A 12,025-nucleotide genomic window follows, 5' to 3' on the forward strand; every position below is an offset into this window, starting at 1 on the left:
CGCGACAGTGTTTTCGCTGACTCCGATCCGGATCAAAGCGCAAGCTCCTGTTGGTCATACCCTGCGCTTCTTGTTCCGATGGACGGGAACGACAGCCGGTGAAGTCGCGCGAGCCGCGGCGCAAGGTGATGCTGAAAGCGCGAATGCGTGTCGCGAGCGCGTGGCATGACGCGTGCATCCTCAACCTGTCGTCGCGCGGGCTGATGCTCCAGACCTCCAAACCGCCCGAGCGCAATTCCTATCTCGAGATCCGCCGTGGTCCTCATGTCATCGTGGCGCGGGTGATGTGGTCCAGCGGCCATCGGGTCGGGTTGAAGGCGCAGGATGAGCTTTCGATCGACGATCTGGTGTCGGAGGTGGAGGTACGCGGCGGCGTGAATGCGTTGCCGTCGGAACGGAGACGGGTGCCTCGTCCGTCCCCGGACAGATCGGAACGCCACCGGCACTGGGGTCGGCGCGTGCAATATTTGGCGATCGCGCTCTGCTCGGTTGCCGCTGCGATTATCGCTGCCGCAGAGGCGCGGCAGGCCTTGGCGACTCCGCTTCAGGCCGCTGATGCGGTGCTGCGGCCCGACCCTACTCGCCAGTAAAGGTCGGCGGTCGCTTTTCGAGAAAGGCCGCGACGCCTTCGCGATAATCCTTGGTGAAGCCGAGGCGTCGCATCTCGTCGCGCTGCAGGTCGAGTTCCTCGTCGAGCGTGCGGCTGCCCGTGGTGCGGATGATCGACTTGATCGCTGCGAGGCCCAGCGGGGGCAGGGCGGCAAGGCGTTCGGCCAGCGCGTCGACCTCGACGTCGAGTTGATCATCGTCGAGGCATTTCCAGATCATGCCCCACTCGGCGGCGCGCTCCGCCGGCAGCGGCTCGCCGGTCAGCGCCAGCCCCAATGCGCGAGCCTGTCCGACCAGACGGGGGAGGTGCCAACTGCCGCCGCTGTCGGGGATGAGGCCGAGCGCGGAAAAGCTCTGGATGAATTTGGCCGACTTTGCGGCGACGACGAGGTCGCACGCCAGCGCGATGTTGGCGCCGGCGCCGGCGGCTACGCCGTTGACGCGCGCAATGACGGGTTGAGGGAGCGCCGCCAAAGCACGGACAAGGGGATTCCAGCTCTCTTCGACCGTCGCGCCGAGGTCGACCGCTTCACCGGGGGCGACGGCGCGGTCGTTGAGGTCCTGTCCCGCGCAGAAGCCGCGGCCGGCGCCGGTCAGGATGACCACGCGGGCGTCGCCAATACTGTCGATGGCGTCGCGAAGTTCGGCGTGCATTGCCCGAGTGAAGCTGTTGAGGCGATCGGGACGGTTGAGCGTGATCCGGACGATCCGGTCGGTGCGCTCGGTCAGGATGCTGGTTTTGGTCATGGCGCTGGCTTAGCGCCAAGCGCGCGCGGGTTGCAATCGCGCCCCAATTACCAAGGCTTTCCGCCGTGAAGCCCTCTCGCGAAGGGCTTCCCGTTGACCGTCAGGACGCCTTCGACCTTCGACCCGTAGAGATCGACGCTGCCGACGATGCTGCTGGTGCCGAGGTAACGGCCCTTCGGATAGCCGACCGCCGACGAACGCTGCCGCATCGTGTAGTCGCGGTAGGTGGCGCGCCAGCCCCACGGGAGCGTCCCTTCGCGCTGCAGCTCGAACCGGCAGCCGTCGAACAGAACATTGTCGCTTTCGGCCATGTTCACGATCGGCCCGCCACCGACGAACACCCGGCCGCCCGGCTCGATCGGGACATCAGTGAACAGACAGTCGCGAAACTGCGCCGCCCTCGCCGGATTGCGCGCGTCGGGATAGGGGCTGACGACCGAGCCGACGAAGGTGCAGCCGGTGAAGGACAGGCCGGGCTTTCGTGCCCACGCCGACCACGTGACCGAGCCGATGAAGCGGCAGTCGGCGAAGCTCGCATCGGCGCCGTCGCCGGCTTCGGCCAGCATGCCGCAGCCGTCGTTGTGCGCGAAGGTGCAGCGCGTAAAGCGAAGGTCGCGAACGATCTTGGTGCCCTCAGCCTCGATATCCACGCCGGCGGCGGGGGAACTCCGAACCGCTGCGCGTCCAGTGTGGCTGAAATCGCAGTCGGCAAAATCGTAACCGCGCCCGCCGATGATGCTGACGCCCTGCCGGCCGTTGTAGGTACATCGCACCCGCGAGAAACTGCTGCGCATCGGCCGTCGATCGTCGCCGTCTATCATGATGCCGTCCTGGCCATGATGATGACTGTAGAGGTTGCTGATCGTCTCGGTCGCATGGTTGTCGAACAAAAACAGGCCCGTCGCGGGGATTTGCTTGCCCTCATCCCCGAAGCGGCCGCCCAGGATCAGGCCGGCGTCGTTCCCGTCGAGCTCGAGATCGCGCAGCGTGATCGGCGCTCGGCAGCCGCGGATGTCGATCATCGCGCGGTAGGGCGTCGCGACTTCCTCGACGGCGAAATTCGGCACGTTTCTGGCGTTCGGAGCGCCGGTTCGAAGAAACGCTCCATAGCGCAGCCCTGGCCGACACTTCATCCGCGCGCCGTTCCCGACGATGTCGAGGGGGCGGGTCAGGTCGCGGAGCTCGAGCAATGGCGCAGGATTCAACAGGTAGGGGCCGCCACCTCGCGCCTGCGCGCCGACGAGATAGGTTTGGCCCTTGGCGAAGATTATTGTGCCGCCCCCCGCGCGATTGACGGCGGCCGCGAGCGCGGCGAACGCGGCGCTGTCGTTCGTTGCCCCGTCGCCTCGAGCGCCGAAGTCTTCGGGACGAAAGCTCGGACCGGACTGGGCGGACGCGATGGCCGGCCGCACTGCGGCAGCGGCCGCGGCGAGGGTGAGAAAGGTTCGGCGGTTGTGATACATCGGGTCTTCCTTGCCTTTGCCACTTGAACCGCTGCTGAGCGTTTGAACCTCGCCCCATCAATCGCTACATCGGACCCATGTACACAACCGAGCTATCCAAGAACGTCGCGCCGATCGAGGCTCCCGAGGATCCGGCACTGGTTGCCGCGTTCGAGGCGCGCGTCGCCGCCGACGAGTTCATCGAGCCAAAGGACTGGATGCCCGAGGCGTATCGCAAGACGCTGGTGCGGCAGATTTCGCAACACGCGCATAGCGAGATCGTCGGCATGCTGCCCGAGGGCAATTGGATCACTCGCGCGCCGTCGCTTCGGCGCAAGGCGATCCTGCTCGCCAAGGTGCAGGACGAGGCCGGGCATGGGCTTTATCTCTATTGCGCTGCGGAAACGCTCGGCACGAGCCGCCAGGAGATGATCGAAGCGCTGCATTCGGGCAAGGCGAAGTACAGCACCATCTTCAATTACCCGACGCTGACCTGGGCCGACATGGGCGCGATCGGCTGGCTGGTCGACGGTGCGGCGATCATGAACCAGGTTCCGCTGCAGCGCACGTCGTATGGGCCCTACGCCCGGGCGATGGTTCGCGTGTGCAAGGAAGAAAGCTTCCACCAGCGGCAGGGTTACGAGATCATGATCGCGCTCGCTAACGGCAGCGACGAGCAGAAGCGGATGGCGCAGGACGCGCTCAATCGCTGGTGGTGGCCAAGCCTGATGATGTTCGGTCCGCCCGACGACAATTCGCCCAACACCGAGCGCTCGATGCGCTGGCGGATCAAGCGCGAGACCAACGACGAACTTCGCCAGAAATTCGTCGATATTTCCAAGCCGCAGGCCGACTTCCTGGGCCTGACCATTCCCGACCCCGACCTAGTGTGGAACGAGGAAAAAGGTGGGCACGACTTCGGCGAGATCGACTGGGAGGAATTCTACGCGGTCGTCCGCGGTGAGGGCCCGGTCGCCAAGGAACGGATGAAAGCGCGCCGCGAGGCGTGGGACAATGGCGCCTGGGTGCGCGAAGCCGCGGCCGCGCATGAGGACAAGCGCCGGAAGGCGGCGGCGTGAGCGGCGATGCCGTCAGCAGCGGCGATTGGCCGCTGTGGGAAGTGTTCGTGCGATCGCGGGGCGGGCTCAATCATCGTCATGTCGGCAGCGTGCACGCGCCCGATAGCGAGTTGGCGCTTCGCCACGCCCGCGACACTTACACCCGCCGTGAGGAGGGAGTGTCGTTGTGGGTTGTCCCGTCGTCCGAAATCACTGCGTCGGATCCGTCCGATAGCGGACCGATGTTCGAGCCGGCGAAGGACAAGGTCTATCGCCACCCGACCTTCTACGACATTCCCGACGTCGTGACGCACATCTGATGCCGTCGCTTCCCACGATCGAAAAGGATGTCGAGGGACGCGCGAAAAGCGCCCCCGACCATGGGGCGTTCGACGCTGCAACCGCGGGCGGTCACGATCCGGCGCGTGCCGATTATCTGCAACGGCTTGGCGACGACGCGCTGATCCTTGGCCAGCGACTCAGCGAATGGTGCGGCCACGCGCCGGCGCTGGAGGTCGACCTCAGCCTTGCCAACATGGCGCTCGACCTGATCGGACAGGCGACCAATTTTCTTGGCGAAGCGGGCGACGCCGATCGTCTGGCCTTCCACCGCGACGTGCTCGACTTTCGCAATTGCCAGCTGGTCGAGCAGCCTAATGGCGACTTTGCCCGCACGATGGCGCGGCAGTGGCTGTTCTCTACGTGGCAGCATCTGCTTTATCGCGAACTTTCGACATCGACCGACGCGGCGATTGCCGGCATCGCCGCGAAGGGCGTCAAGGAAGTCGCCTACCATCGCGAATTGTCGGCGGACTGGATCGTCCGGCTGGGCGACGGCACCGACGAAAGCGCGCGGCGGATGGCCGACGGCCTCGACTGGTGCTGGCGCTTCGTTCCGGAACTGTTCGAGGTCGACAAATTGCTTGGCGAATTGATCGAGCGCGGGATCGCCGCCGATCCGCGTCGCTTCGAGGAAGAGTATCGTGCGGAGCTGGCCCGGGTGCTGGCCGAAGCGCGCTTGAAGGCGCCGGCTGACCAGCGACCGATCCTGGGTGGCCGGCGTGGGCACCACAGCGAACATCTGGGGCATTTGCTGGCGACGATGCAGCATCTGCCGCGCGCCTATCCCGACGCCGTCTGGTAGACCATGGCCGAACAATTTCACGCATTGCGGGTCGCGGAGATCGTGGCCGAGACCGACGAGGCGAAATCGATCCGCTTCGAGGTCCCGCCCGAGCTCGCGGAGACCTTCCGCTTCCGCGCCGGCCAGCACTTGACGCTTCGGGCGACGATCGGTGGCGAGGAAGTGCGGCGTAATTATTCGCTCTGCGTCGCGCCGCACGAGGGCGAACTGAAGGTCGCGGTCAAGCGGATTGCGGGCGGCGCCTTTTCCAATTGGGTCGGACAGGAGTTGAAGGTCGGCGACACCATCGACGTGATGGCGCCGCACGGCAGTTTCACGTGCGACTTCGATCCGGGCGCGTCGCGTCGCTATGTCGCGTTCGCCGGCGGATCGGGGATCACGCCGATCCTGTCGCTGATCCGTACCGCGCTGGGCGTCGAGGAAGGCTCGCGCTTCACCCTGCTCTACGGCAATCGCGATGCGGGGTCGGTAATCTTTTTGGAGGCGCTCGCCGCGCTGAAGGATCGATACCTCGGGCGGTTCGAGCTCTATCATTTCCTAAGTGACGAAGAGGGCGACGTCGCCCTGTTCAACGGAATGCTCGACCGCCCGACCTGCGACGCCGCGATCGACGCGCTGATCGACAATCCCGCCGACGTCGCGGCATGGTTTATCTGCGGGCCAGGCCCGATGATGGACGCGGCCGAGGCGGCGATCCTCGATCATGGCGTCGCCCGCGAGCGGGTGCATATCGAGCGGTTCACCGCCGGTCGCCCGTCGGCGGCCGCTGCGGCGGCAATGTCGCGGTTGCAGACTGAAGCGGCCGGGCAGGCGATGAGCGTCACGCTCGACGGGCGGACGCGCAAGGTCGATTTCGACGGGAATAACATTCTCGACAGCGCGCGCGCGTCGGGCCTGCCGGCGCCGTTCGCCTGCAAGGCCGGCGTTTGCGCGACGTGTCGGGCGCGAGTCACGCGCGGCAAGGTCGAGATGGCGGCGCGATACGGCCTTACCGACGAGGAAGTCGCGGCCGGCTATGTGCTGACCTGCCAATCGGTGCCGGTCGGTGAGGGCGTTGCGGTCGACTATGATGCGTGACTGTTGGCATTCGCTGCGCTAGTCCGGCGCCATGCTGGACCAGACTGCGACGACCGGGCCGAGCGGGGGCGCTCAACTTCTTGAAAAGCTGAGCGCGATCAAAAGCGATTCGCTCCTTGCGCTGATTGCACTCGCCAATGCCGATACGAGGCCGGAAAAGATCGACGTCGGGGTCGGCGTCTATCGCGACGGCCATGGCGGCACCCCGATCCTGCGCAGTGTGAAGGCAGCCGAGCAGCGCCTGTGGGAAGCGCAGACCACCAAAAGCTATCTTGGCAGTATGGGGGACGTTCGCTTCGCCGAACTGATCCGGCCGATCCTACTCGGGCGGCATGCCGCGAACCAGCGGATCATGGGACTGCAGACGCCCGGCGGGTGCGGGGCATTGTCGCTGGCGTTCAAGCTGATCGCCGAAGCGCGCCCCGGCGCGCGCGTGCTGGTGGGAACGCCGACCTGGCCCAACCACGTCCCGGTCATCGACGCCGCCGGCCTGGAGATTGCGCGATACGGATATTACGATCGGGAAAGCGCCACCATCCGCTTCGACGAGATGATGTCGATGCTCGACGGCGCGCGGAGGGGCGACGTCGTCCTGCTGCACGGTTGCTGCCACAACCCGACCGGCGCGGACCTAAGCGACGACCAGTGGGCCGATGTCGCGCGGACGGTCGCGCACCGCGGGCTTCTGCCGGTGATCGACATCGCCTATCAGGGCCTTGGTCGCGGTCTGGAGGAAGATGCACGCGGCCTTCATCGCGTGCTCGACCTGTCCGAAGAAGTCATCATTGCGCAAAGCTGCGACAAGAATTTCGGGGTGTATCGTGACCGTGTCGGATCGCTGTTCGTCGCGACGGGGAGCGCGGCAACCACGCGCACGGCGATCGACCATGTCGCCCAGCTTGCTCGCGCCATGTGGTCGATGCCGCCCGACCATGGCGCGGCCGTGGTTCGCACCGTCCTCGACGACGAAGCGCTTGCCGCCGACTGGCATGCGGAGCTTGGCGAGATGCGTGCGCGGATCAACCGCATCCGGTCCGCCATCGCCGGGGCGGATCCGCGCCTGGCCTATATCGGTCGCCAGTTCGGCATGTTCTCCATGTTGCCGTTCGATGCCGAGCAGGTGCGCTCGCTGCGCGATAGTCGCGCGATCTACATGGCCGACAGCGGCCGCTTCAACATCGTCGGCATGGCGGACGAGGCGGTCGATCGGTTCATCGCCGCCGTGGTCGAGGTTCTGAATGGCTGACGCGGATTTTAGAGACGACGGTGGCCACGTGATCGACATGGATTGGGCGGAAGTCGCGCGGCTGGTGACCACGAGCCGCGCTCTCGACGAACTGGAGGAAACGCGGCTCGTTCCCGAAAAGAAGGTGCTCTACCAATTCTCCGCGCGCGGGCACGACATGGCGCAAGTCATCCTTGGCCTGCAGCTGCGCGATGGCGATGCGGCTTGCGGATACTATCGGTCGCGGCCGATGCTGCTCGCGCTCGGCGTTCCGCTTGCCGATGCGATTGGGTCGGGGATGGGGCGCGCCGGGGGATATAGCGACGGGCGCGATATCGGCGTCGTGTTCAATTATCCCAATCCGGGCGGCGCGCATGCGCTGCCGATGTGCGGCGGGGTGGGCGCGCAATATGCGCCCGCGGCGGGCTGGGCGCAGGCCTGCCTCTATCGCGAGCGCGTTTTGGGTGAACCGTCGCGCGGGTCGATCGGCGTGGTGCTCGGCGGAGACGCGAGTTGTGCGACCGGCGGATTTTGGTCGGCGATAACGATTGCGACCACGCAATCATTGCCGATGCTCTTTTACATCGAGGACAATGGTTACGGCATTTCGGTGCCATCGCATTACCAGACGCCGGGCTGCGACATCGCTGCGAACCTCGCCAGCTTCCAGAATTTGACGATCTTCAACGGCGACGGGACCGATCCGGTCGAGACGGCGCGCCTGATCGGGGAGGCGGTCGGTCATGTTCGCCGGGAGCGGACTCCGGCGCTGATTCGCCTGACCGTTCCGCGGCTTGAGGGGCATAGTTTCCAGGATACGCAAACCTACAAGTCCGAGACGGAGGTCAAGTCCGAGTGGGCGCGCGACCCGCTGCCGAAGCTGAAGGCGTTCGCGAACGACCTCGACTGGGAGCGGATCGAGGCCTCGGTGGCGCACGACGTCGAAAAGGCGCGTGAAGAGGCGGAGGCACGCGGGGTGTCGAGCCCCGACAAGGTGACGACCCATGTCTTCTTCGACGGTGAAGCGAGCGCCGTCGGTGGTGGCGCCGGGCTTGCGGTCGAAGGGACCGACCAACCTTCGCCCGAAGGCCAGCGGATCAACATGGTGACGGCGATCCGCCGCGTGCTCGACCAGGAGCTCAGCGCCAATCCCAAGGTGCTGGTATTCGGCGAAGATGTTGGTCCGAAGGGCGGCGTCCACGCAGTGACGCTGGGCCTTCAGGACAAATATGGCCATGACCGGGTATTCGATACTAGCCTCAATGAGGAAGGGATCATCGGTCGCGCCGTGGGCATGGCCTTGGCGGGTCTGATGCCCGTCCCCGAAATCCAGTTCCGCAAATATGCCGAGCCGGCGACCGAGCAGATCAATGACTGCGGCACGATGCGCTGGCGCACCGCCAATCGCTTTTCGGCGCCGATGGTTCTTCGCATTCCAGGCGGCTTCTTCAAGTGCGGCGATCCGTGGCACAGCCAGACCAACGAAGTGCAGTTCGTGCACAATCCCGGCTGGAAGGTCGCGGTGCCGTCGAACGCGGAAGATGCGGTCGGGCTTCTCCGCGCCAGCCTGCGCGGCAACGATCCGGTGATCTTTTTTGAACATCGTGCAATGCTCGACGACAGCTGGGCACGTCGTCCGTGGCCGGGCGACGCTTTCGTGCTGCCATTCGGGAAGGCGAAGAAGACCCGCGAGGGCGACAAGATCACGATCGTGACCTGGGGCGCGATGGTGCCGCGGTGCGAGGTGGCCGCGGACGGCATCAGCGCCGACGTCATCGACTTGCGCACGCTCAATCCGTGGGATCGCGACATGGTGCTCGACAGCGTCCGCCGCACGCGGCGGTGCCTGATCGTCCATGAGGATCTTCGCACCGGCGGTTTCGGCGCGGAAATCGCCGCCGTCGTGGCCGACGAGGCCTTCCTCGACCTCGACGCGCCCGTGGCCCGCGTGACGATGCCCGACATCCCGAGCCCGCATCACCCCAGCCTGCTGGAGTGGGCGGTGCCGAGCGTCGAGCGAATTCGCGCCGAAATCGACCGACTGGTGGGGTTCTAAGTGATCGACGTCATCGTTCCCGACGAGCAGGAAGGCACCAAGGCGGTCGTCCGCGCATGGCTGAAAAAGGTCGGTGACGCCGTTGCGGTCAACGATCCGCTGGTTGAGCTTGAAACCGACAAGGTCACCCAGGAAGTGCCGTCGCCGGTCGCAGGGATCCTTCGCGAAATTCTGCTAGACACCGATGCTGATGCGATGCCCGGGTCGGTGCTGGGTCGCATCGACGGCGACGCTAGCGAGACGAAGACCGGGAACGCAGACCCAACGCCCGTTCCCCAATCTGCGTCGCCGGTCGCCTCGACGAGCCGTCAGACGGTTGCGGCGGGGGAGGCTCGCTTGTCTCCCTCGGTGAAGCGCGCGCTGTTGCAGCATAATATCGATCCCTCGCGACTGACCGGGACGGGGCGTGGCGGGCGGATCACGCGCGAGGATGTCGATCGTGCAGTCGAAGGCGCGACGGTGACCCACGTCGGGGCGCCCACGACGGCGCAGCCGCGCCACTTCGAAGGCAGCGACATCCCGCACGATCGCATGCGGATGAAGATCGCCGAGAACATGGTGCGCGCGACAAGCGAAGCGCCGCATGTCACCGCCTTGTTCGAAGCCGACTTCAGCGCGATCGCCGCGCACAAGAAGGCAATGACCGAGCGCGGCGTGAAGCTGAGCTACACTGCCTATCTGATCAAGGCGGCGGCGGATGCGATGGTGGTTGCGCCGGCGATCAACGGTCGCTGGGAAGAGGACCGCATCGCGATTTCGCCGACAATCAATATCGGTATCGGCACCGCGCTTGGCGACAAGGGGCTCGTCGTCCCCGTCGTCAAGGACGCCGGATCGCTCGATCTGGTCGCGATCGGCGCCAAGCTGGACGACCTCACCGCACGGGCTCGATCAGGTCAGTTGACCGGCGGCGACGTCTCGGGTGGAAGCTTTACCATTTCCAATCACGGCGTGTCGGGAAGTCTGCTCGCCAGTCCGATCATCCTGCATGCGGGACAGGCCGCCATCCTTGGTGTCGGCAAGCTGGAGAAGCGCGTCGTCGTTCGCGACGTCGGCGGGCAGGACGCGATCCTGATCCGGCCGATGGCCTACGTTACGCTGACGATCGATCACCGCGTCGTCGACGGGCACCAGACCAACGGCTGGCTGTCCCGCTTCGTCGAGATTTTGGAAAGCTGGCCCGCCGCCTAGATCGAGGCGTGTAGCCGGGCGCGGACGCCGGCATGCCCACGATCATAGTCGAATTCGGCCGCCAGCGACCGTGCCATCGCAAGCACCAGCCGCGATCCAAGGCCGCTGCCTTTGGGCTTCTCGTCTTCGGACATGCCCACCCCGTCGTCCTCGACGAGCAGGTGGAAGCGACCCTCACTGTCGGCCTTTCCGAACTGGATCCGCACTTCGCCGGCGGCACCGGAATCATAGGCATATTTGCAGGCGTTGCTGACCAGTTCGTTGACGATGACGCCAAGCGATACTGCCTTGTCCGGGTGGAGGTGGAGCGGCTCTGCGGTCAACCGGATTGCGCGAGGGGCAGTCGGGGTCGACCAAGTCTCTTCAAGCTCCTCGACGATCGCCGCGAGATATTCGTCCATCGCGACGGCCTCGACGTCGCCCGACGAATAAAGCTTGCGATGGACCTGTGCGATCGCCTGGATCCGCCGCTGCGTATCCTCCAGCGCTTCGCGCGCCTCGACGTTCTCCAGTCCGCGCGACTGCATGTGCACGAAGGTCGACACCAATTGCAGTGAATTAGCGACGCGGTGGTTCACTTCCTTGAGCAGCGTTTCCAGACGCTCGTTGGCATTGCGCAACTGTTCCTCGGCAAGATCGCGTTCGCGCTCGAGGCGGATGCGCGCCAGCGCGAGGGTAAAGCTCTGTTCGAGCAGGTCGACGAAATCTTCGCCGATCGACTTCACCACATATTCGAAGGCGCCGGCCTTGAGCGCCGCGACTGCGACGCTGCTTTCTTCCGAACCGGTGACGTATACCACCGGCGGGCAGTCGGGCATCTCGCGCAGCTTGGCGAGGGTCTGCAGCCCGTCGAGGCCCGGCATATAATGATCGACCGCGATGACTTCGAAGTTGCCGGTAAGGGCGGCTTCGATGCCTTCCTCGCCGGTCGCTGCAGTGACCACACTGTGGCCCCGCCGCGTCAGCAGCTTCTCGACCAACCTGCGGAGGCCGGAATCATCGTCGATGTACAGGATACGCCGGGGTTGCTGCATGGAGTCAGGCCTGATCCGGGACCTGGATGACTGACAGGAACAGCCCAAGCTGACGGATCGCGTCGGCGAAGCTTTCGTAGTTCACCGGTTTGGTGATGTAGACGTTGCAGCCAAGGTCGTAGCAGCGCGCGATCTCGACCTTGTCGTCGGTCGTGGTCAGCACGACGACGGGGGTGCGATGCAGGCGCTCGTCGCTCTTGATCTTGGCGAGGATGTCGGTCCCGCTCATGTCGGGCAGGTTGAGGTCGAGCAGGACCAGCGCCGGTCCGTTTTGCGCCGGACCTTCGGGCGAATTGAACAGATATTCGAGCGCGCTCGTGCCGTCGAGAAAGTGGGTCAGCGCGTTCGAGATGCCCGCGCGGCGAATGTTCTTTTCGATCAGGCGCGCATGCCCCTCATCATCTTCGATCATCACGATGCGGACCGGTTGCTGCGCGTTCAT

General features: G+C 65.3%; 12 protein-coding genes. 8 read left to right on the forward strand and 4 right to left on the reverse strand.

The annotated features are described in order from the left end of the window. The first annotated feature begins 98 nt into the window (after positions 1 to 98). Positions 99 to 590, forward strand: coding sequence for a PilZ domain-containing protein (locus SH584_RS11845; protein ID WP_324807323.1), 492 nt, complete (start codon positions 99 to 101; stop codon positions 588 to 590). On the opposite strand, the gene paaG is transcribed toward SH584_RS11845, so the two are convergent. Further along, entirely contained in the window at positions 577 to 1,356 is a 780-nt protein-coding gene (gene paaG / locus SH584_RS11850) for a 2-(1,2-epoxy-1,2-dihydrophenyl)acetyl-CoA isomerase PaaG (RefSeq protein WP_322840967.1), read from the reverse strand. The two genes, SH584_RS11845 and paaG, sit on opposite strands and share 14 nt — an antisense overlap. A 47-nt stretch (positions 1,357 to 1,403) precedes the next feature. Next, entirely contained in the window at positions 1,404 to 2,819 is a 1,416-nt protein-coding gene (locus SH584_RS11855; protein WP_324807327.1) for a right-handed parallel beta-helix repeat-containing protein, read from the reverse strand. Positions 2,820 to 2,896: 77 nt separating this feature from the next. Between SH584_RS11855 and paaA the strand changes: the two genes are divergently transcribed. The 7 genes from paaA to SH584_RS11890 are packed head-to-tail and all read left to right on the forward strand — an operon-like array spanning position 2,897 to position 10,549. After that, on the forward strand, positions 2,897 to 3,877 hold the full coding sequence (gene paaA / locus SH584_RS11860; protein WP_322840965.1) for a 1,2-phenylacetyl-CoA epoxidase subunit PaaA: 981 nt from the start codon (positions 2,897 to 2,899) through the stop codon (positions 3,875 to 3,877). Further along, positions 3,874 to 4,176, forward strand: a complete 303-nt coding sequence (gene paaB, locus SH584_RS11865; protein ID WP_322840964.1) for a 1,2-phenylacetyl-CoA epoxidase subunit PaaB — start codon at positions 3,874 to 3,876, stop codon at positions 4,174 to 4,176. The genes paaA and paaB overlap by 4 nt, the downstream gene beginning before the upstream one ends. Then, the gene (gene paaC / locus SH584_RS11870; protein ID WP_324807329.1) at positions 4,176 to 5,000 is read left to right on the forward strand and encodes a 1,2-phenylacetyl-CoA epoxidase subunit PaaC; all 825 of its coding nucleotides are present in this window, start codon (positions 4,176 to 4,178) and stop codon (positions 4,998 to 5,000) included. The genes paaB and paaC overlap by 1 nt, the downstream gene beginning before the upstream one ends. 3 nt (positions 5,001 to 5,003) lie before the next feature. Further along, a complete protein-coding gene (locus SH584_RS11875; protein WP_322840962.1) occupies positions 5,004 to 6,077 on the forward strand; it encodes a 2Fe-2S iron-sulfur cluster-binding protein in 1,074 nt (357 codons plus the stop codon). 31 nt (positions 6,078 to 6,108) lie between these two features. Further along, positions 6,109 to 7,323 (forward strand): amino acid aminotransferase, encoded by a 1,215-nt coding sequence (locus tag SH584_RS11880; protein ID WP_324807332.1) that lies wholly within the window; start codon positions 6,109 to 6,111, stop codon positions 7,321 to 7,323. Beyond that, positions 7,316 to 9,358, forward strand: a complete 2,043-nt coding sequence (locus SH584_RS11885) for an alpha-ketoacid dehydrogenase subunit alpha/beta (RefSeq protein WP_324807334.1) — start codon at positions 7,316 to 7,318, stop codon at positions 9,356 to 9,358. Before SH584_RS11880 ends, SH584_RS11885 begins: the two co-directional genes overlap by 8 nt. Beyond that, a complete protein-coding gene (locus tag SH584_RS11890) occupies positions 9,359 to 10,549 on the forward strand; it encodes a dihydrolipoamide acetyltransferase family protein (protein ID WP_322840959.1) in 1,191 nt (396 codons plus the stop codon). Here the strand turns inward: SH584_RS11890 and SH584_RS11895 are convergent. Both SH584_RS11895 and SH584_RS11900 read right to left on the reverse strand, forming a co-directional pair. Then, positions 10,546 to 11,583: a histidine kinase dimerization/phosphoacceptor domain -containing protein gene (locus SH584_RS11895; RefSeq protein ID WP_322840958.1), complete on the reverse strand. Its 1,038-nt coding sequence runs from the start codon at positions 11,581 to 11,583 to the stop codon at positions 10,546 to 10,548. The genes SH584_RS11890 and SH584_RS11895 overlap by 4 nt on opposite strands. Before the next feature lie 4 nt (positions 11,584 to 11,587). Continuing rightward, positions 11,588 to 12,025, reverse strand: coding sequence for a response regulator (locus SH584_RS11900; RefSeq protein WP_322840957.1), 438 nt, complete (start codon positions 12,023 to 12,025; stop codon positions 11,588 to 11,590).

Origin of the sequence: Sphingomonas sp. LY29 (genome assembly GCF_035593985.1) — a bacterium.
Taxonomy (GTDB): domain Bacteria; phylum Pseudomonadota; class Alphaproteobacteria; order Sphingomonadales; family Sphingomonadaceae; genus Sphingomicrobium.